Origin of the sequence: Plantactinospora sp. WMMB334, assembly GCF_049179095.1 — a bacterium.
Lineage (GTDB): Bacteria > Actinomycetota > Actinomycetes > Mycobacteriales > Micromonosporaceae > Plantactinospora.
In genome coordinates this window covers 7,209,865-7,234,892 of record NZ_JBMHME010000002.1, presented here as the reverse complement: position 1 = coordinate 7,234,892, position 25,028 = coordinate 7,209,865, and the positions used below count along the sequence as shown (strand labels likewise).

Here is a 25,028-nt window from a genome sequence, read left to right as displayed (position 1 = left end):
CGGAAACCCGACATGGTGTCAGCGTGCCGGCCAGGGGGTAGCAGGTGGTATCGGCAGACCGGGGGTTCGGGAGGCACACCGTGACTGACGTCAGGGTCCGCGACGTGATGGCCAGAAAGATCGTCTACCTTCCCGTCGCCACGACTCTGGACGAGGCCGCACGGGCGATGCGGGACGCCGACATCGGCGACGTGGTGGTCACCGACGGATCGAGCCTCTTCGGCATGCTGACCGACCGCGACATCGTCATCCGGGCCGTTGCCGAGAACAGGGACGCCCGGCAGACCACGATCGGCTCGGTGACCTCCCGGGAGATCGTGATGATCGAGCAGAACTCGACCGCCGCCGAGGCCGCGACCCTGATGCGGGAGCGGGCGATACGCCGGATTCTGGTCTGTGACACCGACCGCCAACTGGTCGGCATCGTCTCCCTCGGCGACCTGGCGATGCGGACCGGGCGGGCGACGGCGTTCAGCGAGGTCGGCGAGACCACCGCGGGCCGCTGACGACCGGAGCCGGCGACTGCCCGAGCCGGGCCACGCATCCGCCGGGCCACGCATCGGCCGGGCGCGCGTCAGCCGGGGAAGCTGACCGGGGCCGGAGCCGTCTCGGTAGCCTGGGGCCATGCCGCAGTCGATGCCACCGAAGCTCGCCGAGATCGTGGCGGAGTTCGCCGCCGCCCCCCGGGACGTGGTCCTCGAGATGCTGCTGGAGTTCTCCGACGCGGTGCCGCCGCTACCGGCGGAGCTGACCGGGCACGCCGGGATGGAACAGGTCCCGGAATGCCAGACGGCGTTCTTCCTCCGCGCCGAGGTGGCCGCCGACCGCACGGTGACCACCTGGTTCGACTGCCCGCCGGAGGCGCCCACCACCCGGGCCTTCGCCGGCATCCTCGCCGAAGGGCTGGCCGGGGCGAACGCCGACGAGGTGCTGGCCGTGCCGGACGACCTCTATCAGCAGATGGGTCTGGCCCAGGCGATCAGCCCGCTGCGGGTGCGGGGCGGCAACGCCATCCTGGCCCGACTCAAGCGGCAGGTCCGGGAGCAGCTCGGCGGGGTGTGACCCGGCGCGGGGACGGGCGATCTCGGCACCCGGGTTGCGGGGCGGAATTCGCGACGCAGCACCGTTTCACGTGCAACAGTATTGATATCTATCACTTCGTGGACGGGTTGCGGGCAGGTCACACCGCCGCGCCGGCCACCCGTTCCACCTCGGCCAGCATCAGCCGCAGCGACAGGCTGTGCCGCTCCGGCGGCAGTCGGTCCAGCGCCCGCCGCGCGTACCCGAGGCCGGCGGCCGCGTCCCCGGCCGACGCCATCATCAGTCCCCGGTGCAGCTCGATGTGGGTGGCGAACCGGGGAAGGGTGGCCGGCCGGGTCCGGTCCGCCGCCTCCTGCGCGGCCACCGCTGCCGGGTGACCGAGCCGGGAGAGCAGCATCGACTCGAAGGTGTGGAAGCGCCACGGCGGCACCGCGAAGTCGGAGATCTGCTCGGAGCTGCCAGCGGCGTCGAAGAGCCGCCGGGCATCGTCCAGTCCGGCCAGTGCGGCCGTAACCTGCCCGCGGCAGGCGGCGACATGCGCCTGTGCCGTCAACGCGTTGAGCCGCCCCAGGGTCGGGCGGTCGGCGAGCGCCACCGCCTGCTCGGCGAAGCGGGCGGCGACCGGCAGGTGCGCCCCCTCGTACGCCAGCGCGAGCGCGGCGCGGCCGCGTACCCAGACCCGTGTCTCCAGGTCGCCGGAACGGTCCGCCGCGACCGCCGCCATCTCGTACGACCGGATGGCTCCCCGGCCCCCGTCGTTGTCGGGCAGGGTCTTGCCGTGCACCGTCATCAGCCGGGCCGCCACGCCCCACAGGTGCGGGCTGTCCAACTCCTGTTGCAGCACGACGAGATCGGCGGCGAGCCGGCCCTGTAGTTCGGCGGCACCGAGTGACATGTAGTCCTGCCCGTACGCCTCGGCCCGGGCGACCCACTCGTCCACGTCCCGCCGTGGGCCGATGGCGGCGGCGAACCCGTGCTGGACCAGATCGGCGACGGCGGCGGAGGCGACGACGGTCGCGGCGAGCGCGAGGGCACCTCTGCGGTTCACGCTGTCTCCCAACACCCGCTCGTAGGCCAGGATCAGGTCCGGCGTTGCCGGCCGTTTGCCGAGCTCGACGTTGCACAGATGACTCTTGCTGTAGTTGGTGCGGGCCGCCATCTGGGTCAGGGTGACGTGGGCGTCCGTACGCGCCACCCTCAGCCTTGCGCCGACGTGATCCATCCGTCTACCGCCTGTGCGCTCCGGAAAACACCTGAAAACCGCGCCTACTATCGGTAGTTCTCTGGTTACGGGAATGTGGGGATGTGGATCGCTTCCGTTTCAAATGGCACCGGTCAATGTTCTACCGCTTCCGGGCCCGCAATGTAAGCCCGGGATGACCTCGGGACCGGCGCCGGGACGGTGGCTCCACGGCCCGCGGGTATGACGCGGCCGATCTCAACGGGTTTGGGTCGGCCCGTGATCGGTCCACGCGGACCGGGGCGCGGGCCCGCTCTCTTCCCCCTGGGAAGCGGGCAGCGCCCCACCGGGTGCGGCGGTCGTGCCGGCGGCCGCCGCACCTTTCCAGGCAGCTCAGGAGGCGGCTCGTGCGCGGGAGGGGTCCGGTACGCGGCCGGGGAGGGCGCCGAAGGCGCGGCGGCCAGCCATGACCGGTTCCGCCGCCCGCCGGGTACGCAACCGAATGGCGCTCTCCGCCCGGCTGATCATGATCGAGCACTGGCCCCGCGCCAACGGCCTTTGCCCCATCTGCAAACTGTCGGACTGCCGGGCCCTGGCAACGGCGCGCGCCTATCTGGAAATGGTGAACGATCCATTCGTACCCACACGGCCGGACGTCGATGTGATAGACATCGACAGCCGCGCGGCCTCATCGGCACGTGCGACCGGCACCGAGCCCGTCGACGGAGGCCCGCTCGACGGGGGTGGTTAGCAGAATGGCCTGCGAGTTGGCGGGACGCACCGGGTGGGCCACCGGATGAGCGAGACCACGCTCTGCCTGCCGTGCGCGCTGGCCCTGCGTCCGCCGGTGACCGAACCGCCACACCACTGCCCCGGACAGGTACGCCTCGTCTCCGGCACCGGTCAGGTCCGGGTGGTCCACTGTGGATGCCCGGTGTGCTGGCCGGACCGCGCCATTGCCGGGCCGGACTCCACCGCCGGGCCGGAGCGGCCGTCAGCCGGCCTCCCGGGCCAGCCCCTCGACGATCTCGGCGGTGGGCAGCAGCCGGAGCGCACCCCCGGGCAGGGCGACCTTGCTGTGCCGGACACCGGACCCGATGATGACGTACGGGGTGTCGACGACCCTCGGATCGACCAGGACCGGACATGACCCGGGCAGCCCGATCGGCGTGATCCCGCCGTGCTCCATCCCGGCCAACTCGACGGCCTCGGCCATCGGCGCGAAGCTCGCCTTGCGTACGTCGGCGCGAGCAGGTCGTGGCGGGTCCGGGCGGGTTCCGTCCTCAGGATACCCATCACGCCCGTGATCCTCACACCGACCGTCCCGCCCGGTCGGCGAGGGTTGGCCCCGCCGCACCCACCGGCGGGGAGCGGGTCAGCTCCCGGCGAGGAAGGCGTTCTCCGGCACCAGGGTGCGCTCCCGGAGCCGGGCCTGCTCCGGCGCCTCGGCGGCCCGCTGCCGGCGCGCACCGATGTCCTCGATGCCGTGCCGCACGGCGAGCCGGACGACACCGTAGAGGAAGACGAAGCCGCAGACGTACATCATCGCGGCCAGAGCCATGTAGATCATGATTTCGAGCCTAGGCAGCGGAGCAGAGTATTTTTCGCATGTCGGCCGAAGTCGCCCGGTCGGGGTAGCGCCGACCGGGGACACACGAGGAACCTGGACATTGGTTGAGGTATTCGGGATAGTCTCGACCGGTGACCGAACCCGCACACACCCTCACCGTCGGGCAACTCGCCGAGCGCAGCGGCGTGGCCATCTCCGCCCTGCACTTCTACGAGGCCAAGGGGCTGATCACCAGCACACGGACGAGCGGCAACCAGCGGCGGTACGGCCGCGACATCCTGCGCCGGGTCGCCTTCATCCGGTTCGCGCAGCGGGTCGGCGTGCCACTGGCCCAGATCCGCGAGGCGCTGGCCAGCCTCCCCGGGCAGCGCACACCCACCCGGGCCGACTGGGCCCGGCTCTCGTCGGACTGGCGTGGCCAGCTCGACGAGCGGATCGTCGCCCTGCAACGACTCCGCGACGACCTCGCCGACTGCATCGGCTGCGGCTGTCTCTCGCTGGACCGGTGCGCGCTCTCCAACCCCGACGACGTGCTGGCCCGCACCGGTCCCGGCCCGCGCCACCTGCTCGCCGGCCTCACCGGACCGGCACCCGCACCCGACGACACCGCCGACGAGACAGCCCACGACCGCCCCGGCGCTCCGTCCGGCGGGCCCGCCGGTGGCGGGACCTGCGCCGAGGGCGCCGCCTGCACCCCGGCCGGGGCCGCCGACCCGGCCATGACCCGGGCCTGACCCGGGCCGGGGCCGATTCGACGGCGGTAGGGGAATTGCCGCCGGAAGCGGGCATAAGGCCCCGTTGACCGGGAACGCAGGGCCGATCCACGGCTCTGGGAAACGGCTGGGAGGGTGAAACATGCGGTACCCGAGTGCGGTCAGCGACATCCGCACCGCCCGGCGGCGGAGCGGCCGGCCAGCCGGCGGCTCCGGTCGATGACCCCCCTCGGGCTGAGACTTCCCGGGGTGGACCTGCGTCGCGTCCACCTGCCCGCCCTGCCCGAGGCCCTCTCCCCGCGCGGCGTGCCGCAGCTCGTCGCCGGAGTCGCGCACAACGCGGAGTCGATGGCCGCCCGCGCCGCCCGGGCCGCCGGGTTGCGGCGCCGCGCCGTCTGGTCCCGGCCGGGCCGGCACCACATCGAGGTGCACGGCGTGGCACAGCCAGGGGGCGAGCGGCTGGCCGCCCGGATCGAGGAGGCGCTGCAGCGGCTGCCCGGGGTCGAGTGGGCCCGGGTCAACGCCCCCTCCGGGCGGGTGGTGGTGGCGGTCGCCCCGACCGGTCCCCGGGTGCGGGAGCTGACCGCGACGATCGCCGCCGTGGAGCGTACCGACGGATGGGAGCCCGACCCGGACTGCGCCGAACCGCATCCCCCCGAGGAGGGCCCGCGGACCCGGCGCGCGATGACCCGGATCGCCACCGACGCGCTCGGGCTCGGACTCTCGGCGGCGGTCCGGATCATGCCGTTCACCAGGGCTCCGGGGGAACTCGCCGGCCTGCTGCGCGCGGTCGACCTGCACCCGAAGCTGCACGAGCTGGCCGGGCGGGGGCTCGGCGGCGACCACCGGGCCAACTCCTGGCTGCCCCTGGCCACCGTGCTCGCGCAGGGCCTGACCGGCGGCTGGGCGGGAATCGCGCTCGACGGCGCCCAGCGCGTACTGCAGTGGGGCGAGGCCCGGGCGCAGCTGGCCGCCTGGGAAGAGGCCGAGCCGATGCTCGCCGGCACCCCGGACCGGGCCCGAGCGGTCCCGCCGCCGGACGAGCGGCCACGGCCGAAACCTGACGGTCCGGTCGAGCGGTATCTCGCCCGGGTGCTGGAGTCCGGCACCGTCGCCGGAGCCGCCCTGCTCTCCCTCGCCGGGCGGAAACGCGCGGCCGCGCTCGCGCTGGCCAGCATCCCGAGCGCGGCCGTCGCCGGCCGGGAGGGGTACGCCGCCCGGCTCGGCTGGCTGCTCGCCCGCCGGGGTGTGATCGCCATGGACCGCAGCGTGCTGCGCGAGCTGGAACGCCTCGACGTGCTGGTGCTGGACGCCGCCACGCTGCGCTCCGCCCGTGGCGTCCTCACCGACCTGGCACCACTGCCCGGCGCCGACGCCGAGGAGGCGGCGACCCGGGCGTTCGACCTCTTCGACCCCGACGCGCCGGACCGGGTACGCGACGCCGACGGCTGGAGCCTCGGTCCGCTCGACGCGCTGCGCCTGCCCGCCGGCGCGGGCGCCGAGGAGATCGCCCGGCTCCGCGCCGACGGCGGCAGCCTGCTCGGCCTGACCAGCGGCGGGGCGCTCGCCGCCGTCGTCCGGGTGGCCGCCGAACCCGCCCCCGGCGTCGACGCGCTGCCGGCGGCGGCCCGGCGGGCGGGCCTGCGCCTGCTGGTCGCCGCCGACGGAGGCCCCGACGGGGAGGAGTACGACTTCGCCGACGGTCATCTTCCCGGCGGGCAACGGCTCGCGGCGTCGATCCGGTCGCTCCAGCGCGACGGCGCCATGGTCGCCCTCGTCTCCGCCGACCCTCGGGCGCTGGCCGCCGCCGACTGCGGACTGGGCGTGTGGCACGCCGACCAGCCACCGCCGTGGGGCGCCCACCTGCTCGTCGGCGCCGACCTGGCGGTGGCGGCGCTGGTGGTCGAGGCCGCCGGCACGGCCCGCACGGTGGCCCGGCAGAGCATCGCGCTGGCCGGTGCCGGCAGCGGCCTGGGCGCACTGGCGGCCTTCACCTCGGCCCCGGCGCGACTGCCGGGCCGGACCATGGCGCCGGTGAACGCCGCCGCCGGGCTGGCGATCGGGAACGGCGTCTGGCGGGCGGGTCGGCTGCCCCGGCGGCGTGACTCGGCCGCCGCGCCGCCGACGCCGTGGCACCTGATGCCGGTGCGGGCCGTGCTGAAGCGGCTCCGCACCGACGAGGCGGGGCTTCCCGGCGAGGAGGCCGGTCGGCGCGGCCGGCCGGCGGCGGCCGGTCCGACCGACGGTGTCGACCTGCCCCGGGCGTTCGTCGAGGAGTTGGCGAACCCGCTCACCCCGGTGCTGGCCGGCGGTGCCGGGCTCTCCGCCGCGGTCGGTTCGGTGGCGGACGCCGCACTCGTCGGCGGCGTGATCGGGCTGACCGCGCTGATCGGCGCCGCGCACCGGGTCTCGACCGAACGTTCGCTGGCCGAACTGCTCTCCCGGTCGGCGGTGACCGCCCGGGTCCGGCGGGACGGTGCCGAACGGGTGGTGACCGCCGACCAGCTCGTCCCGGGCGACATCGTGCTGCTTGAGCCGGGCGACGCGGTTCCGGCGGACTGCCGGGTGCTGGAGGCGGACGGCCTGGAGACGGACGAGTCCTCGGTCACCGGCGAGTCGCTGCCGGTGGCGAAGACCAGTCAGCCGGTGATCGCCGCCGCCGTCGCCGACCGCCGGTCGATGCTCTACGAGGGGACCACGATCGCCGCCGGCCGCGGCGTCGGCGTGGTGGTGGCGACCGGCGCGGAGACCGAGGTCGGCCGGGGCATGGCGCTGGCCGGGGAGTCCGCCCCGACCAGCGGCGTCGAGGCCCGGCTCGGCAGGCTGACCAAGATGTCGATCCCGCTCGCCGCCAGCTCGGCGGTGGCGGTCGCCGGGGCCGGGCTGCTCCGGGGCGTGCCGCTGGTGGAGTCGGCCGGCACCGCCGCGAACCTGGCGGTCGCCTCCGTGCCGGAGGGGTTGCCGTTCCTGGTCAGCGCCGCCCAGCTGGCCGCCGCCCGCCGGCTGGCCGAACACGGCGCACTGGTGCGCAACCCGCGCACCATCGAGGCACTCGGCCGGGTCGACGTGCTCTGCTTCGACAAGACCGGCACCCTGACCGAGGGCGAGCTGATGCTGGCCGGCGTCGGCGACGGCGACCGGTACGCCGACCTGGACGCACTGGACAAGCCGCTGCGTCCGGTGCTCAGGGTGGCGCTGCGGGCCACCCCGGCGGCCGACCGGCCGGAGGAGGTCAGCCAGCAGACCGACCGGGCGGTGCTGACCGGCGCCCGGCGGGCCGGCGTCGGCACCGGAACCCGGGCCCACGGCTGGCAGCAGGCGGACGCGCTGCCGTTCGAGCCCTCCCGGGGCTACCACGCCACGGTCGGCCGCTACCGTGGTCGCCACCTGCTCAGCGTGAAGGGTGCGCCGGAGACGATCCTGCCCCGGTGCACCCGGCGACGGCGGTCGGACGGCGACCGGGCCCTGGACGAGGCCGGCAGCCGGGCCCTCCGGGAGGTGCTGGACCAGCACGCCGGTGCCGGCCAGCGGGTCCTGGCGGTCGCCGAGCGCGAGCTGCCCGGCGACACCGTCGGCGAGGACGACGTCGGTGAGCTGACCTTCGTCGGCTTCCTCGCCCTCTCCGACGGGGTACGGCAGAGCGCCGCCCCGGCGGTGGCGCGGATCCGGCAGGCCGGCGTACACACGATCATGATCACGGGGGACCATCCGGCGACGGCCGAGGCGATCGCCGCGATCATCAGTACCGACGGCACCGCCCAGCGGGTGGTCACCGCCATCGAACTCGACCGGCTCGACGACGACGCGCTGGCCGAGCGGCTGGCCCGGACCGACGTGGTGGCCCGGTGCACGCCGACGCACAAGGTGCGGATCATCCAGGCGTTGCAGAAGTGCGGCCGTACCGTGGCGATGACCGGCGACGGCGCCAACGACGCGCCCGCGATCCGGCTCGCCGACGTCGGCATCGCGCTCGGCCAGCGGGGCACCCCGGCCGCCCGGGCCGCCGCCGACCTGGTGGTCACCGACGACCGGCTCGAAACGATCATCGCCACCCTGGTCGAGGGGCGCGCCATGTGGTCCTCGGTGCGGCACGCCCTGAGCATCCTGGTCGGCGGCAACCTCGGCGAGATCGCGTTCAGCGTGCTCACCGCCGCGCTGACCGGCCGGTCGGCGCTGAACGGCCGGCAGATGCTGCTGGTCAACCTTCTCACCGACCTGGCACCGGCGATGGCGATCGCGGTCCGGGCGCCCCGGCCGGACCGGATGGACGGCCTGCTCACCGAGGGCCCAGAGACGTCCCTCGGTGCCACCCTGAGCCGGGAGATCGCGCTGCGGGCCGGTACCACGGCCCTCGGCGCCACCACCGGCTGGACGCTGGCCCGCTACACCGGCACCCGCCGCCGGGCCGGCACGGTCGCGCTCGCCTCGCTGGTCGGCACGCAGCTCGGCCAGACCGTGCTCGACGGCGGGGCGAGCCGCAGCGTGCTCGCCTCGACCGCCGTCTCGGTGGCGGTACTCGCGGGGGTGATCCAGACGCCGGGGCTGAGCCAGTTCTTCGGCTGCACCCCGCTCGGGCCGGTCGGCTGGGGAATCGCCGCCGGCAGCGCACTGAGCGCGACACTCACCAACACCGCCGTGGGCCGCCTGATCACCCCACCGGCCGCCGACGGTCACGGAGACGCGGCCCCGGCCGACAGCTAGGCCGTCCGACCAATCAGGACGATCGGCTTCGCGATCCAGAAGCCGCTCCGGTACGGCACGATCGAATCTTCGGCACGGTCACGGGTCCCCGTGACCGTGTCTAGCAATGTAGTTAGATATCCCGCTCCTTCTATTAATTTCCCTTCGAGATCAGTAGCGTCACGATAGCCATCTGGTGGCGGGGGCCACCGATCGATGGCACGACGGAGGGGAATACATGCGTCGACCAATCGCGATGCTGGCTGCCGGAACGCTGGTGGCCGCGGTCCTGACACCCACGGGTGCACAGGCCCGGCCGGGGTCGGACCAGCGCACCACCGCCGCACCGCCGGCCAGCCTCGTCAAGCTGAAGCCGGGTGCCGCGAAGCAGCCGTCCGGACCGAACCCGTACCTCGCACTGCTGCCCGACCCGGCAGAGGCCGACCACGTCGGCTGGCGGAACTGGCTGGCCCAGAAAGGTGCGCAACGGGCCGGCCTGCGGGCCCAGCAGCGGGCGGCCGCCGCCGCGCCGATGCTCGCCGACGAGGAGGAGCCGACCGGCGTACGCGGCAGCAACGACAGCCCGGCCACCGCACAGCGGATCGCCGGCTTCGGTACGGGCGGCAGGGACAACAACCGGCTGCGGATCCTCGGCACGCTCTCCCCGGAGCAGGTGGAGGCGGAGGAGATCGAGCCGAACCCCGAGGACGACGGCGCCATCCCGCTGGCCGGCGAGACCGGTGTCGGCGCGGACCGGCAGGCGGTCACCACCTCGGCGGAGATCGGTGACGGCCCGCACGGCAGCGACGGCACCGGCAGCGGTGACTTCGACTTCTACGAGGTGACCGGCACCGCCGGACGGACGCTGACCGTCGACATCGACACCCCGACCGGCGCTCTGGACCCGGTCGTGCTGCTCTACACCGCCGACGGCGAGCTGATCGACCTCAACGACGACAGCCCCGAGGGCCTGGACAGCCTCCTGGTGCACCAGTTCGCGGCGGACGGCACCTACTACGTGGCGGTGATCGGCTTCCCGACCCTGCCGGAGGACCCGTTCGACTCGGGCAGCGGCGGGGGCGCCGGCAGCGAGGGCCCTTACCAGGTCACCATCTCCACCGCCGACCAGGACACCGACTTCTTCGCGGTACGGCTCCGGCCGGGTGACGTGCTCGGCGCCTCGGTCGAGGGCTCGGCCGCCGAGATCACGGTCTTCGACCCGGACGGCCGCGAGGTGCACGGCTCCGCGCAGGACGCCACCGCCCTCTACCCGCCGAACAGCCCCCTGCCGGGCGGCGGCAACGCGGTCACCGAGCACGTGGCGTCGAAGGCCGGTTGGCACTATGTCGGCGTCAGCCTCGGCGACGGCATGTACGACATCACGGTCGAGGCGTACCGGCCGGGGCAGCAGCCACGGCAGACCCTCTTCCTCGACTTCGACGGCGCGCGGATCAACACCGCCATGTTCGGCGGGCCCGGCGTGCGCACCCTCAGCCCGATGCGGGCCTTCCTCGGCCGGTGGGGCCTCACCGCCGCCGACGAGGACGCGGTGATCGACGCGATCGTCGCCGAGGTCCGGGAGAACCTGCGCCACGACATGGTCCACAGCGGTCTCAACCCCCGCTTCGACATCCGGATCCTCAACAGCCGGGACCACGCCGACCCGTTCGGGCAGGCGAACGTCAGCCGGGTCATCGTCGGCGGCACCATCGCCGAGTCGGGGGTGCCCACCATCGGCATCGCGCAGTACATCGACCCGGGCAACTTCGGCACCGAGGACTCGGCACTGGTCCTGCTCGACGTGCTGAGCGAGCCGACCGGCGACGACCCGTCGCTGAACACCTACCTGACCGCCGAGAGCGACCGGATCGCCTTCGTGGGTCAGGCCGTCGGCAACGTCACCGCGCACGAGGCCGGCCACTTCTTCGGCAACTGGCACGTCGACCAGTTCAACGAGCAGCCCAACCTGATGGACCAGGGCGGCAACTTCCCGGTCATGTTCGGGGTCGGCCCGGACGGGATCGGCGGCACCGCCGACGACATCGACGTCGACTTCGGGGAGGACGAGTTCAACCCGGGTGAGGGCTTCACCGGCATCGAGGACACCCTCGGCCGGATCGCCTTCACCGTCACCCGATGACGATCGACTGAACCTCGACGAGGCGCCCCTTCCGGCCGGACCTCCGGCACGGGAGGGGCGCCCTGCCGTGCCGGAGGGGCACGCCGCCGAGGTCGGCACGGGTTTCGCGTACGCCCGCCCGCCGGTACCTTGCGGAAGGGCCGGTGATCGACAACCCGCCGGTGACAGGCGCGGCCACGGTGACGCGCGGCCACGGACGCGGCGAGGAGAACTGATGCGGTACGTACGCCTGGGCGGCTCGGGACTGGAAGTGTCGGCCATCGTGCTCGGTTGCATGACCTACGGCGACCCGCGGCGCGGCACCCACGCCTGGTCGATGGGGCTCGACGAGGCGCGGCCCTTCTTCCGGCAGGCGATCGAGGCCGGGATCACCACCTTCGACACGGCGAACGTCTACTCGCTCGGCAGCAGCGAGGAGATCACCGGGCGGCTGCTCGGCGAGTTCGCCCGCCGCGACGAGGTGGTCATCGCCACCAAGGTGCACGGCCGGATGGGCCCCGGGCCGAAGGGCGGCGGGCTGTCCCGGGCGGCGATCCTCACCCAGGTCGACGAGAGCCTGCGCCGGCTCGGCACCGACTACATCGACCTCTACCAGATCCACCGCTACGACCCCGAGGTGCCGATCGAGGAGACGATGGAGGCGCTGCACGACCTCGTCCGGGCCGGCAAGGTGCGGTATGTCGGTGCGTCCTCGATGTGGACCTGGCAGTTCGCGCAGGCGCAGTACACCGCCGACCTGCACGGCTGGACGCGGTTCGTCTCGATGCAGGATCAGTACAACCTGATCATGCGGGAGGAGGAGCGGGAGATGCTCCCCTTCTGCCTGGACCAGGGCGTCGGGGTGCTGCCGTGGAGCCCGCTCGCCCGGGGCCGGCTGACCCGGGACTGGGACGCCACCACCACCCGCAGCGAGAACGACCGGTTCGGCGGCACCCTCTACCGGCAGGCCGAGGAGGCCGACCGTCGGGTGGTCGGCGCGGTCGCCGAGGTTGCCGGTGAGCTCGGCGTGTCCCGGGCGCAGGTCGCGCTCGCCTGGCTGCTGCACCAGCCGGCGGTGACCGCGCCGATCGTCGGGGCGACCAGGCCGGAGCAGATCACCGACGCGGTCGCCGCGGTCGAGGTGACGCTCGACGAGGAGGCGCTGCACCGGCTCGGCCAGCACTACGTGCCGCACGCGCCGGAGGGCTTCTGAGCCGTCCCCCGTCCAGGCCGGCCGGGTGGGCCGGCCTGGACGGCACGGACTCGGGGCTCAGACCAGGTCGAACCGGTCGAGGTTCATCACCTTGACCCACGCGGCGACGAAGTCCTGCACGAACTTCTCCCGTGCGTCGTCACTCGCGTAGACCTCGGCGAGGGCGCGCAACTCCGAGTGCGACCCGAAGACCAGGTCGACCCGGCTGCCGGTCCACCTGACCTCACCGGTGACCGGGTCACGAGCCTCGAAGGTGCTGGCCTCCTCGGAGGTCGGCTTCCACGTCGTGCCCAGGTCGAGCAGGTTGACGAAGAAGTCGTTGGTCAGCACCCCGGGGGCGCTGGTGAGGACACCGAGCGGCGACTGCTGGTAGTTGGCGCCGAGGACGCGGAGACCACCGACCAGGACCGTCATCTCGGGTGCGCTCAGGGTCAGCAGGTTCGCCCTGTCGACCAGGAGGAACTCGGCGGGCAGTCGTACGCCCTTGCCGAGGTAGTTGCGGAACCCGTCGGCGGTCGGCTCCATCGCGGCGAAGGACTCCACGTCGGTCTGCTCCTGCGACGCGTCGGTGCGCCCCGGCGTGAACGGGACCTCGACCGGGTGACCGGCGTCCCGGGCCGCCTGCTCGACGGCCGCCGAGCCGGCCAGCACGATCAGGTCGGCGAGGGAGATCCGCTTGCCGCCGGTCTGGGCGGCGTTGAAGGACTGCTGGATGCCCTCCAGGGTGTGCAGCACCCTCGCCAGCTCGTCGGGGTTGTTGACCTCCCAGCTCTTCTGCGGCTGGAGGCGGATCCGCGCCCCGTTCGCGCCGCCGCGCTTGTCGCCGCCGCGGAACGTCGACGCCGACGCCCAGGCGGTGGAGACGAGCTGCGACACCGACAGCCCCGAGGCGAGGATCCGGGTCTTGAGGGTGGCGACGTCGTCGACGCCGACGAGCTCGTGGTCCAGCGCCGGGACGGGGTCCTGCCAGACCAGCGTCTCGGCGGGGACCTCGGGGCCGAGGTAGCGCTGGATCGGGCCCATGTCGCGGTGGGTCAGCTTGAACCAGGCCCGCGCGAACGCGTCGGCGAACTCGTCGGGGTTCTCCATGAACCGTCGCGAAATCTGCTCGTAGACCGGGTCGAAGCGGAGCGCGAGGTCGGTCGTGAGCATGCCCGGGGCGTGCCGCTTCGCCGGGTCGTGCGCGTCGGGGACGGTTCCCTCACCGGCGCGGTGCTTGGGCTTCCACTGGTGCGCGCCGGCCGGGCTCTTGGTCAGCTCCCACTCGTACCCGAAGAGGTTCCAGAAGAAGTTGTTGGTCCACTTCGTCGGCGTGGTGGTCCAGGTGACCTCCAGACCGCTGGTGATGGTGTCCCCGCCCTTGCCGGTGCCGAAGCTGTTCCGCCAGCCCAGCCCCTGCTCCTCGATCGGGGCGGCCTCGGGCTCCGGACCGACGTGGTCGGCGGTGCCCGCGCCGTGGGTCTTGCCGAAGGTGTGGCCGCCGGCGATCAGGGCGACGGTCTCCTCGTCGTTCATCCCCATCCGGCGGAAGGTCTCCCGGACGTCCCGCGCCGCCGCGATCGGGTCCGGGTTGCCGTTCGGGCCCTCCGGGTTGACGTAGATGAGGCCCATCTGCACCGCGGCGAGCGGGTTCTCCAGCTCACGGTCGCCGGTGTAGCGCTCGTCGCCGAGCCAGGTGGTCTCCGGCCCCCAGTAGACGTCCTCGTCGGCCTCCCAGACGTCGGGACGGCCGCCGGCGAAGCCGAAGGTCCTGAAGCCCATCGACTCCAGGGCGACGTTGCCGGTGAGGATCATGAGGTCGGCCCAGGAGATCTGCTGGCCGTACTTCTTCTTGACCGGCCAGAGCAGGCGGCGCGCCTTGTCCAGGTTTCCGTTGTCCGGCCAGCTGTTGAGCGGCGCGAAACGCTGCTGCCCGGCGCCGGCACCGCCCCGGCCGTCGCTGATCCGGTACGTACCGGCGCTGTGCCACGCCATCCGGATCATGAACGGGCCGTAGTGGCCGAAGTCGGCGGGCCACCACTCCTGCGAGGTCGCCAGCAGCTCCGCGATGTCCCGCTTCACGGCGGCGAGGTCGAGGCTGTTGAACGCCTCGGCGTAGTCGAACTGGTCGCCGAGCGGGTTGGCCACGGCGGGGTTCTTGGCGAGGATCTTCAGGTTGAGCTGGTTCGGCCACCAGCCGCGGTTCCCGCCACCCTGGGTGGGGTGCGGGGCGCGTCCGTGCGCGACCGGGCAGCGGGACTCGCTGCCCGCCTCCGCGTCGTGTACGACGGCGTCGTGGTTCTCGGACATCGGGTTCCTTCCGTGACGTGGCGGATCGGGATGACGGGGTCGGCAGATTAGGAGTTTCGGGAGTTTCCCCTGGTGGTGCAGTCGGGACAGAGCCCCCGGTAGACGACCTCGGCCTCGTCGACGGCGAAGCCGCCGTGGCCGGAGGTGGTCGGGTGGGAGGCACTCAGGCAGGGCGCCTCACCGACGGCGCGGTCGACGTCGGCGATGAGACCGCAGGACCGGCACACGAGATGGTGGTGGTTGTCGCCGACCCGCGCCTCGTAGCGGGCCACCGAGCCGGATGGCTGGAGGCGCCGCACCAGCCCGGCGGCGGTCAGTGCGTGCAGCGAGTCGTAGACGGCCTGGTGGGAGACGTTCGGAAGATCGCCGCGAACGGCACCGATGATCGATTCCGTGTCGGCGTGCGGATGCGCGTGCACCGCGTTGAGCACGGCCAGCCGAGGACGGGTCACCCGCAACGCGGCCCCGCGCAGCATCTGGTGGAGATCCAGGGGCTGGGGCACGCCGTGAAGTCTGGCCACTTTTCTGGAATGAGTCAAGATTATGGGCCGAACATCACCCGGCCACCCGGCAACGGAGCCTCCGCCTGCCCACCCGGTCGTCAGTCCTCTGGTACGCCCGGTACCCCGCCACGCCGAAGGCGCGGCGACCACACGCGTCCGCCCAGTTCCCTGCCGCTCCGGCCCGGCCGGTAGCCGGGCGGGACCTGCGACTGCCCGCCGCGTTCCAAAACGGCGGCTGCCCCTACTAACCGAGGAGTTCGCGGATGTCGGCGGCGGTGAGCCCCGCGGAGGCGAATTCTCCGCCGTCCATCACCCCGGCGAACAGTTCGGCTTTCCGCGCCTGCAACGCCATCACCTTCTCCTCGATGGTGTCCCGCGCTACCAGGCGATAGACCATCACGGTGCGGGTCTGCCCGATACGGTGAGCCCGGTCCACCGCCTGCGCCTCCGTCGCGGGATTCCACCACGGGTCGAGCAGGATGCAGTAGTCCGCCTCGGTCAGGTTCAGGCCGAACCCGCCGGCCTTCAGGCTGATCAGGAAGACCGGCGCGGTGCCGGTCTTGAAATCCTCGACCACCCGCTTCCGATCGCGGGTGGTGCCGTCCAGGTACGCGCAGGTGATGCCCGCCTGCTCCAACCGGTCGCGTGCGCTACCGAGAAAGCGGGTGAACTGGCTGAACACCAGGGTGCGATGCCCCTCCGCAGCGATGTCGGTGACCTGCTCCACCAACAGATCGAGCTTGGTGGAGGAGATCGCGCGGTGTTGTTCGTCGACAATCGCCACGTCGAGGCTGGCCTGCCGCAACAACGTCAGCGAGCGGAAGATCTCGAAACGGTTCTTCTCCATGTCGCCCAGCAGGCCGAGCACCTTCTGCCGTTCCCGCTGCAGGTAACGCTGGTAGACCCTGCGATGGCCGGGCGACAGATCGACCTCGATCAACTGTTCCTGCTTGGCCGGCAACTCGGCGGCCACCTCGCTCTTGCGGCGACGCAACACAAGCGGGCGGATCCGGCGGCGCAACTGAGCCAGCCGGTCCTGGTCCCGTTCGCGTTCGATCGGATGGCGGTAGTAGTCGGTGAACCGATCGAGCCGGGGGAACAGACCCGGTGCCACGATCGAGCAGAGTGCCCACAGTTCGGCCAGGTTGTTCTCCATCGGCGTCCCGGTAATGGCGGCCTTGAAGGGTGCCGGGAGGCGGCGGGCACACTTGTATGCCTGCGACTGCGGATTCTTCACGAACTGCGCCTCATCGAGCACCAGGCCGGCCCAGTCGAGCACCGCGTAGTCGTCGTACTCCAGACGGAACAGGGTGTACGACGTGACCACGACCTCCGCCTGCCCGATCGCCTCCGCCAGGCCGGCACCTCGCCGGGCCGTGGTCGAGGTGATCGCCCGGACGTCGAGGTCCGGGGTGAAACGGGCAGCCTCGGCCGCCCAGTTGTGCACGACGCTGGCCGGCGCCACGACCAGGAAGCGGCCATGTTTGCGGGCATGGCACAGCAGGGCGAGCGCCTGCAGCGTCTTGCCGAGTCCCATGTCGTCGGCGAGGATGCCGCCGAGGCCGTTGTCGTGCAGTGCGGCCAGCCAGCGGAAGCCCTCCTGTTGGTACGGGCGCAACTCGGCGTGCACCTCGCTGGGTACCGACTGGTCGAGGAGCACACCCGCCCGGCTCAGCGTGGCCACCGTGCGCTGCCAATCCGCCGCCTGACCGGTCAGCTCGCCCAGTTCGCCCAGCTCGTCCCAGACGCCGGCCTGGAACCGGCCGACCCGCAGCATGCCCGGTGGGCTGTCGGTGAGTTCGCGGGACTCGGCGATCAGAACGCGCAACTGCTGGAACTCGGGCCGGTCCAGGCCGAAGTAGACACCGGTGGGCAGGATCAGGAACTCCTGCTCCCGGGCGAGCGCGACGAAGAGCGCCTCGAAGTCGACCTGCTCACCGCCCACCTCGACGCGGACCGACAGATCGAACCAGTCCTGCTCGCCGATCTCCGCGGCACCGGTGAACGTGATGACCGGCGCCGCGTCGCTCTCCTGCAGATCCCAGTCGTCCGGCTCGATCACGGCCACTCCGAGGGCGGCCAGCTCGGGGAGCACCGTACCCAGAAAATGGATCATCGCGTCACCGTTCAGCACCGACTCGGCGGCGAGCCGGGGACCCATCGGACCGGGTTCGAGCAGAGCGGGCACGCGGGGCCCGGCGAGATCAGCCACCCGCCGCACGAGATCTGCCTGCTCGTCCGGTAGCTTCGGTGACCAGAGCGGCTCACCGTGCCGCCCACCGCCGACCTCGACCACCCATTCCCAGCGCAACCGCAGCTGATGCGGGCGTTCGGCGCTCAACGTCACGGTCAGGGCCGGAGCACTCACCTGAGGCAGACTCACGGTTGTGCCGGCCGGCACGACCTCCATCTGCCGGACCAGGTCGGGGTAGAACTCGGCGAAGAACCGCTCCCGCTGCTCACCGGGAATCTGGATACCCGGTGCCGTCAGGGCCTTACGAGCCGTACGCGGCAACGGACGTGCCAGCGGAGCCAGCCGCCAGACCGGCTCCGCCGCCTCCGCGGTGCCGCGTGCACCCCACGAGGCGAGGCCGTGCGCCGGCTCGCCGACGAAGAGGGTGCGCTCCAGGTCGACAGGCACGCCGTCGACCTGGAGCACGGCTTGCAGCGACAGGTCACTGTCGACGCTGTCCACCTGCATCGACACCCACGCCGGGCGGCTTGCCACGACCACCGGTCGGGCGTTCTTGCCGTACTGCACCAACGGCAGGCCGGATTCCTGTGCCTCTGCCAGCAGGTCCCAGATCCGCCGGCTGCCGAACTCGTCGAGGTAGATGTTCGCGCTGGCGCTGCTGTAGTAGCGCGCCTGGGAGCCCGAAAGTGTGGCGATCTCGGTGAGCAGCCGGCGGTGATGCTCCAGGTCCGGCGACCGTCCCCCGGCGTAGCCGAGCGAGTGCCAGCTGATTCCGGTACGCACCCACCCTTTACGACCCGGCAGAACCGGACGCATCGAGATTCGCCGCCCTGTCCTGCGTACCCGCGGAACGTAGGCATCCACCAGCTCGAACTGCAGGCCGATCCCCGGCTCCTCGGGCTGCGGGAGCAGCGGCGTCCCGGCCAGGTCACGCACCCACGCCGACAGCCGTGACTCCCATCGGCCGGCCTTCGGCCGCCGCTGCGCCGGTGCCGGTGGGTCCATCGCCCGGTCGTCCCGCTGAACGGCAAGCAACAGCGCGACCAGATGTACGCACTCCGCGTCGGCACAGGTGCAGGAGCCGTTCAAGGCGGGCTCCGCCCCCGGGACGAGCTCGCCGGTCACCACCCCGCCGTCCCGAACCCCGCCGGCCGCCTGCCCGGCCGGGCCGACCGTGGGGTTGACGATCTCTCCGTCGAGGAGCACTGCTCGCGCTTGAAGAAAGACGCGAACTCCCACCAACTCGCAGACAACCGCCTCGTCCGGAGACAGGACCAGCTTCGCCATCGTCACCTCTCGCCCGAACCTGCGGCAACCCTGGACGTGCGGAGAAGCGGTGATGCGGTATCCCACGTCCGTCCGGCGATCGTACAGACCGTCACGTTGGCCTGCGGAGGCGCTTGTCGACGGCAACCACGAGGCTGGCCGCCGCCGCGATGCCCAGGATGCGCAGCCACACGCCGGCGCCGATGGGCGCGGTGCCGAACAGGGTATTCATGCTGGGCAGATATGTGATGGCGAGCTGGCCGACCGCCTGGACGGTGATGCCGGCAGTGACCCACGGGTTGGAGAACAGGCCGATCCGCCAGGCGGAGTGGGTCAGGGAGCGGCAGCTGAACAGATAGAAGGCCTCCACCACAACGAACAGGTTCATCGCCGCGGTCCGGGCCTCGGCCAGCGTTGCGCCGCTGCTGCGTTCCCAGTGGAAGAGCCACCACGATCCGGCGACCAACAGTGCGGAGACCAGCAGGATCCGCAGCATCAGGGCGTGGGTGAGCAGCGGCTGTCCCGGGTCGCGTGGCGGCCGGGTCATGATGCCGGCCTCCTTGGGTTCGAAGGCGAGCATCAGGCCGAGCGCGACCGCGGTGGTCATGTTGATCCACAGGATCTGGGTGGGCAGGATCGGCAGCGCGGCGCCGGCCACGATGGCGGCCAGGATGACCAGGCCCTCGCCGATATTGGTGGGCAGCGTCCAGGTGATGAACTTGACGAGGTTGTCGAACACGCCCCGGCCTTCTTCGACGGCCGCTTCGATGGTGGCGAAGTCGTCGTCGGTGAGCACCATGTCGGCGGCGTCCTTGGCCACCTCGGTGCCGCCGGCACCCATGGCCACACCGATGCCGGCCTGCCGCAGGGCGGGAGCGTCGTTGACCCCGTCGCCGGTCATCGCGACCACGTGGCCGCGCGACTGCAACGCTTCGACCAACAGCAGCTTCTGCTCCGGCGACACCCGGGCGAACACGACCGCGCGGTCCACCGCATCCGGCAGGTCCTCGGCGGGTAGCGCAGCGAGGTCCGTCCCGGTCAACACGGCACCGTCGCCGGCCGATTCCGGGTCGAGCAGGCCGGTCTGCCCGGCGATGGCGGTCGCGGTGGCGGCATGATCCCCGGTGATCATCTTCACCGCGATGCCGGCGGTGCGGCAGGCGGCGACCGCAGCGGCGGCGGCCGGTCGAGGCGGGTCGAACATGGCCTGCAACCCGACCAGAACCATGCCGCCGGGCCGTTCGTCCTCCTCGAACCCGACCGGCCCGGTGGTGGGGCCGATGGCGGTGGCCAGCACACGTAGTCCGCGAACGGCGAGGTCGTCGGCTGCGTCCAGCACGGCCTGGCGCTCCAGTGGCCCGCTGGTGCCGTCGGCGTCCAGCTGAGCGCCGCACAGGTCCAGCACCCGCTCCACGGCTCCCTTCGCCAGAACCACGTGGTCTGCGGACGCATGGCCTCTGTCGCGGTCATGGCCTCTGTCGCGGTCATGGCCTCTGTCGCGGTCATGGCCTCTGTCGCGGTGCAGCGTGGCCATCCAGCCCCGCTCGGAGGTGAACGGGATGGTCGCCACCCGTGGGAGACGTTCTCCGACGTAGTCGGCGGCGATTCCGGACTTGCGGGCGACGACGAGCATCGCGCCCTCCGTCGGGTCGCCGAGAATCTCGTACCGCCCGTCCTCGCGATTCAGTGTCGCGTCGTTGCACGCGGCACCGGCCAGCATGCACCAGCGCAGCGCCTGGTCGCCGTCCAGGGACGCCGACGCGCCGCCGCCGGTTCTCACGGCGCCGTCCGGCGCGTATCCGGAGCCGGTCACCTCGTAGGCAGCACCTGGCGTCCACACCGCCCGCACCGTCATCTGGTTCTCGGTCAGCGTTCCGGTCTTGTCCGTACAAATGACCGTGGTGCCGCCAAGGGTCTCCACCGCGGGCAGCCGGCGGATCACCGCCCGCCGCCGCGCCATCCGGGCCACGCCGATGGCCAAGGTGATCGTGACCGCCGCCGGGAGCCCTTCCGGGATCGCACCCACGGCCAGCGCGACGGCGGCGGTGAACGTCTCCACCGCGTCATAGCCGCGCAACAGACCGACGGCGAACGTGGCCCCGGCCAGAGCGACGATGCCTACGGTGAGGATCCTGCTGAACTCGGCGAGTTTGCGGGTCAGCGGTGTGGCCAGGGTCTCCGCGGCGCCAACCAGACGGTGAATCTCGCCCAATTCGGTTTCGGCGCCGGTGGCGACCACGATCCCGGTGCCGCTACCGCCGGCGACCAGCGTTCCCGAGTACGCCATGTTGCGCCGGTCGGCGACCGGTACCGCATCGGGCAGGACGATCTCGTCCTTTCTCACCGGGACGGACTCACCGGTCAGCGCCGACTCGTTGATCCGCAGTTCGGCCAGCCGGACAAGCCGCAGGTCCGCGGGGACCTTCTCGCCGGCCTCGAGCAGCACCAGGTCGCCGGGTACCAGTTGCTCGGACGGCACGATCCGCTGGCGGCCGTCGCGGATCACCGTGGCCCGGGTACGCACCATCGACCGCAGCCCTTCCAGCGCCGCCTCCGCTCTGGACTCCTGGATGAAACCCACGATCGCGTTGATCAGCACCACCCCCAGGATCACGGCTGAGTCGACGTACTCGCGCAGCGCCGCGGTGATCGCGGCCGAGGCGAGCAGCACATAGATCAGCGGGTGATGGAACTGGCTGGCGACTCGCAGCAACAACCCGTCGCCCTGGACCGCGGGCAGGCTGTTGGGCCCGAACCGCGCCAGCCGCTCCGCGACATCCTGACTGCCCAGGCCATTCCGAGCATCGGTCTCCAGGAGCAGCACGACTTCGTGAGCGGCCAGCCCGTGGTGAGTGGTGTCGGAGCGGGACACCGAGGTGGTCACCATCTCTCCCTCGCCGTGGCCGAAAGTCCTGGCCGGGTCCCTGCGGTAACCACGCGCCGAGAGCGTCGCGTTCCGGCGGTCATCGGTGGCGGCCTCGGCGGACAGAGGCGGTGTGCCCTGACGGCCCGAGTTGCCGGCGTGCTGGTGGTATCGCCGCCGCCATCAGCCCTCTCAGGTTGATCAACTCGTTGCCGCCGTGGATCGGGACGGCACGTGGGTGGTCGGCGGCCGGTCGGCGCCGGCCCGGCCGGCAGCGACCACCGCGGCGAGTTCGTCAGGATCGAGCAGGTAGGCGTACGGGCACTCCTGCGGGCTCGGTGCGATGCAGGCCCCGCAGGGACGCGTCCGGTCGATGATGCACTTCGGCGCAGGGCGCATTCCCGACTTCTTTCCGTGGGCGGCTGATCCGGTCCTCTCTCTCGAGTCTCGTGCCGCTGCCTCGTCGCCGGACAGGGGCCAGCGTCCCGACCCTGAGGACCGGATGGCCTCCGCTCTCCGCCGCCCGTCCGGGCAGCTCGGGCCCGCTGGGCGAGCAGGTGAACGACGGTGGGTGGGCGGTCACCGGCATCATGCCGCTGCCGGTTCGCCGCTGCCGCTCTGTTGCGCGATCTTGCCGCGAACCTCTTCCATGTCCAGGCCGCGGACGGCGGCGACGAGTTCTTCCAGCGCTGCGGACGGTAGCGCGCCGGGCTGGGAGAAGACGAGAATCCCGTCGCGGAACGCCATCAGCGTCGGGATCGAGGAGATCCGGGCCGCAGCCGCGAGTTGCTGCTCGGCCTCCGTGTCGACCTTGGCGAAGACGATGTCGGCGTGCCGCTCGCTGGCCTGTTCGAAGACCGGGGCGAAGCGGCGACACGGGCCGCACCAGGACGCCCACCAATCGACCAGGACGATGCCGCCACCGGTGACGGTCTTCTCGAAGGTGTCCATCGTCAGGGCAGTCGTACTCATGGCTGTTCTTTCCCCTTCTCGCCGGCCGGGCCGGCGCCGGATTCGTGCGCTGCGGTCAGCCCAGGGACAGGAAGAGCTTCTCCAGCCGGGCCACGGTCTCCTTGCGCTCGCCGTCGGCCGGCGCGCTGAGACACTGCTCGAGGCCGTCGGCGAGCATCGCGTAGCCGGCGCGGTGCAGGGCGCGGGTGACCGCGGCCAGCTGCGTCAGCACCTCGGTGCAGTCGCGTCCGTCGTCGAGCATGGCGATCACGCCCCGCAGCTGGCCCTCCGCCCGGCGCAGTCGCCGGCGTACGTCGGCGTTGCCGGCCTCGTCGAGATGCATGTCGCCCTCCTTCTCTGCGCTCAACGATACCCCTGGGGGTATTTATTCCGCCGCGGCCGGGCGGTCTGGACGTCGCCCGAACAAGGGGGGTTGACGACCGCCGCGGCCCGCGCGCTATGGTCGGATACGGATACCCCCTGGGGTATGTGATCGGAAGGAGTCAGCTATGCGCGAGGTCGATCTGGCCACGTTCGCCGCCCGCCACCGCGACGGCGCCGTCGTCATCGACGTCCGTGAACCGTTCGAGTACGCCAGCGGGCACGTGCCCGGAGCCGAACCGGTCCCACTGGGCCGGCTTGCCGCCCGCGCCGGTGACCTGCCGCGCGGCGTGCCGGTGTACGTGATCTGCGCGACCGGCAACCGCAGCCTGATGGCGGCCGACCACCTGCACCGCGCGGGCATCGACGCATGGTCGGTCGCCGGTGGCACCACCGCCTGGCAGCGCGCCGGCTACCCGATCACGCGCGGCCGAGCCGCCGTCTGACCCCAGCCCGCTTCTCCCACCTGCGCGAAGGAGTCCACACCGTGTTCCGTGTCCTGCCCATCGACACACCCACCCTCGGCGACCGCAGCTACCTCGTCCACGACGGCACACACGCCTTCGTCGTCGACCCGCAGCGTGACATCGACCGTGTCCTCGACCTCGCGACCGCCGAGGGTGTGACGATCACGCACGTCTTCGAGACGCACATCCACAACGACTACGTCACCGGCGGCTACGCCCTCGCGCGCGCTACCGGCGCCGCCTACCACATCAACGCCGACGATCCGGTCACCTTCGACCGGGTCGCGGTGCGCGACGGCGACGTGGTCGCCGTCGGCGACACCCTGCGGGTACGGGTGCTGGCCACCCCCGGACACACCTTCACCCACCTGTCCTACGCCCTGGAGGCCGACGGGCAACCGGTGGCTGTGTTCTCCGGCGGCTCCCTGCTGTACGGCTCCGTCGGCCGTCCCGACCTGCTCGGCCCCGCGCACACCCACGACCTGGTCCACCACCAGTACCGCTCGGCCCACCGGCTGGCCGGCGAGCTACCCGAGATCGCGGGCGTCTACCCGACCCACGGGTTCGGCAGCTTCTGCTCCGCGACCCAGTCCGACGCCTCCGCCTCGACCATCGGAGCCGAGAAGCGCGCCAACCCGGTGCTGACCCAGGCCGAGGACGACTTCGTCGACGCCCTGCTCGCCGGGCTCGACGCGTGGCCCGCGTACTACGCGCACATGGCCCCGGCCAACAGCTCGGGTCCCGCCGCGCCCGACCTGAGCACACCGGAGCGGGCCAACGCCGAGCAGATCCGCAAACGCCTCGCCGACGGCGAATGGATCGTCGACCTGCGCAACCGCGTCGCGTTCGCCGCCGGACACGTCCCCGGCACCTTCAACTTCGGCCTCGACGGCAGCTTCGCCACCTACCTCGGCTGGCTCATCCCGTGGGGCACCCCGCTCACCCTGCTCGCCGAAACTCCCGAACAGATCGCCGAAGCCCAGCGCGAACTCGTCCGCATCGGCGTCGACCGGCCCGCCGCCCACGCCACCGGCGACCCCGCCACCTGGACCGGCGACCACCCCCTTGAGTCCTTCCCCCGGGCCACGTTCGCCGACCTCGCCCAGGTCCGCCATCACCGCCCCATCGTCATCCTCGACACCCGCCGCCGTCTCGAGACCGCCGAGGCGCGCATCGACAGCGCCGTCCACATCCCCCTGCACGATCTGCCCAACCGCCTCGCCGAGGTTCCCGACGGCGAAGTATGGGTGCACTGCGCCGCCGGCTACCGCGCCGCCATCGCCGCCTCCCTGCTCGCCGCCACCGGCCGTCACGTCGTCGTCGTCGATGACGACTTCACCAACGCCGCGACATCGGGGCTACCCGTCCGCGCCGCATGACCACCGAACGGGTGCCTGATACGCCGTAGGATGTCTGTCTATCGCAACTCAGATCATCCAGGCGTTACCAAGGCATCCGTTCGTCCATCCGCATCGTGTCGCGTCGACTATCTGCGGATTCGCGTCGGTGCGCGCTAGGTCGCGGGCCGGGCATCCGGGGCGCGGTCGCCCTCGGTGTCCCGGATCGGGTGCCGCCGCAGTGGGGTCCGGCTGTCCGCG

General features: G+C 72.1%; 17 protein-coding genes and 2 pseudogenes. 9 read left to right on the top strand and 10 right to left on the bottom strand.

The annotated features are described in order from the left end of the window. The first annotated feature begins 80 nt into the window (after window positions 1-80). Together ACN27G_RS31395 and ACN27G_RS31390 are read left to right on the top strand one after the other, a co-directional pair. Entirely contained in the window at window positions 81-506 is a 426-nt protein-coding gene (locus ACN27G_RS31395; RefSeq protein ID WP_421496288.1) for a CBS domain-containing protein, read from the top strand. A 118-nt stretch (window positions 507-624) separates the two neighbouring features. Then, window positions 625-1,062, top strand: a complete 438-nt coding sequence (locus ACN27G_RS31390) for a SufE family protein (protein ID WP_421496287.1) — start codon at window positions 625-627, stop codon at window positions 1,060-1,062. A 118-nt stretch (window positions 1,063-1,180) separates the two neighbouring features. Here the strand turns inward: ACN27G_RS31390 and ACN27G_RS31385 are convergent, their stop codons facing one another. Further along, window positions 1,181-2,263 carry a helix-turn-helix domain-containing protein gene (locus ACN27G_RS31385; protein WP_421496286.1) on the bottom strand — a complete coding sequence of 361 codons (1,083 nt, stop codon included), beginning with the start codon at window positions 2,261-2,263 and terminating at the stop codon, window positions 1,181-1,183. 424 nt (window positions 2,264-2,687) lie between these two features. Here ACN27G_RS31385 and ACN27G_RS31380 point away from each other — a divergent pair, with 424 nt between their 5' ends. Then, entirely contained in the window at window positions 2,688-2,972 is a 285-nt protein-coding gene (locus ACN27G_RS31380; protein WP_421496285.1) for a hypothetical protein, read from the top strand. A gap of 243 nt (window positions 2,973-3,215) precedes the next feature. Here the strand turns inward: ACN27G_RS31380 and ACN27G_RS31375 are convergent. Further along, a pseudogene (locus ACN27G_RS31375) lies at window positions 3,216-3,464 on the bottom strand (YbaK/EbsC family protein); the annotation flags it as partial. Window positions 3,465-3,596: 132 nt separating this feature from the next. Continuing rightward, window positions 3,597-3,791: a hypothetical protein gene (locus ACN27G_RS31370; RefSeq protein WP_421496284.1), complete on the bottom strand. Its 195-nt coding sequence runs from the start codon at window positions 3,789-3,791 to the stop codon at window positions 3,597-3,599. Window positions 3,792-3,922: 131 nt separating this feature from the next. Between ACN27G_RS31370 and soxR the strand changes: the two are divergent. The 4 genes and pseudogenes from soxR to ACN27G_RS31350 form a co-directional block, all read left to right on the top strand. Beyond that, window positions 3,923-4,360 (top strand): annotated as a pseudogene (gene soxR, locus ACN27G_RS31365) (redox-sensitive transcriptional activator SoxR); the annotation flags it as partial. A 363-nt stretch (window positions 4,361-4,723) separates the two neighbouring features. Beyond that, window positions 4,724-9,205, top strand: a complete 4,482-nt coding sequence (locus tag ACN27G_RS31360; protein ID WP_421496283.1) for an HAD-IC family P-type ATPase — start codon at window positions 4,724-4,726, stop codon at window positions 9,203-9,205. Window positions 9,206-9,422: 217 nt separating this feature from the next. Further along, window positions 9,423-11,324: a PPC domain-containing protein gene (locus ACN27G_RS31355; protein WP_421496282.1), complete on the top strand. Its 1,902-nt coding sequence runs from the start codon at window positions 9,423-9,425 to the stop codon at window positions 11,322-11,324. A gap of 214 nt (window positions 11,325-11,538) precedes the next feature. Then, the gene (locus tag ACN27G_RS31350) at window positions 11,539-12,516 is read left to right on the top strand and encodes an aldo/keto reductase (protein ID WP_421496281.1); all 978 of its coding nucleotides are present in this window, start codon (window positions 11,539-11,541) and stop codon (window positions 12,514-12,516) included. A gap of 57 nt (window positions 12,517-12,573) precedes the next feature. Here the strand turns inward: ACN27G_RS31350 and katG are convergent, their stop codons facing one another. The 7 genes from katG to ACN27G_RS31315 form a co-directional block, all read right to left on the bottom strand. Beyond that, window positions 12,574-14,805, bottom strand: coding sequence for a catalase/peroxidase HPI (gene katG, locus ACN27G_RS31345; RefSeq protein ID WP_421496280.1), 2,232 nt, complete (start codon window positions 14,803-14,805; stop codon window positions 12,574-12,576). A 47-nt stretch (window positions 14,806-14,852) separates the two neighbouring features. Next, window positions 14,853-15,281, bottom strand: coding sequence for a Fur family transcriptional regulator (locus tag ACN27G_RS31340; protein WP_421497528.1), 429 nt, complete (start codon window positions 15,279-15,281; stop codon window positions 14,853-14,855). Between the two features lie 271 nt (window positions 15,282-15,552). Further along, the gene (locus ACN27G_RS31335) at window positions 15,553-18,789 is read right to left on the bottom strand and encodes an SNF2-related protein (protein WP_421496279.1); all 3,237 of its coding nucleotides are present in this window, start codon (window positions 18,787-18,789) and stop codon (window positions 15,553-15,555) included. A 91-nt stretch (window positions 18,790-18,880) separates the two neighbouring features. After that, on the bottom strand, window positions 18,881-21,640 hold the full coding sequence (locus ACN27G_RS31330; protein WP_421497527.1) for a cation-transporting P-type ATPase: 2,760 nt from the start codon (window positions 21,638-21,640) through the stop codon (window positions 18,881-18,883). Window positions 21,641-21,832: 192 nt separating this feature from the next. Next, on the bottom strand, window positions 21,833-22,030 hold the full coding sequence (locus tag ACN27G_RS31325; RefSeq protein WP_421496278.1) for a hypothetical protein: 198 nt from the start codon (window positions 22,028-22,030) through the stop codon (window positions 21,833-21,835). Between the two features lie 189 nt (window positions 22,031-22,219). Then, the gene (gene trxA, locus ACN27G_RS31320) at window positions 22,220-22,603 is read right to left on the bottom strand and encodes a thioredoxin (protein WP_421496277.1); all 384 of its coding nucleotides are present in this window, start codon (window positions 22,601-22,603) and stop codon (window positions 22,220-22,222) included. Between the two features lie 55 nt (window positions 22,604-22,658). Further along, window positions 22,659-22,925 (bottom strand): metal-sensitive transcriptional regulator, encoded by a 267-nt coding sequence (locus ACN27G_RS31315; RefSeq protein ID WP_421496276.1) that lies wholly within the window; start codon window positions 22,923-22,925, stop codon window positions 22,659-22,661. A gap of 166 nt (window positions 22,926-23,091) precedes the next feature. Between ACN27G_RS31315 and ACN27G_RS31310 the strand changes: the two genes are divergently transcribed. After that, the gene (locus ACN27G_RS31310) at window positions 23,092-23,409 is read left to right on the top strand and encodes a rhodanese-like domain-containing protein (RefSeq protein ID WP_421496275.1); all 318 of its coding nucleotides are present in this window, start codon (window positions 23,092-23,094) and stop codon (window positions 23,407-23,409) included. Between the two features lie 41 nt (window positions 23,410-23,450). Next, window positions 23,451-24,809, top strand: coding sequence for a rhodanese-like domain-containing protein (locus ACN27G_RS31305; protein WP_421496274.1), 1,359 nt, complete (start codon window positions 23,451-23,453; stop codon window positions 24,807-24,809). Window positions 24,810-25,028 lie beyond the last annotated feature (219 nt).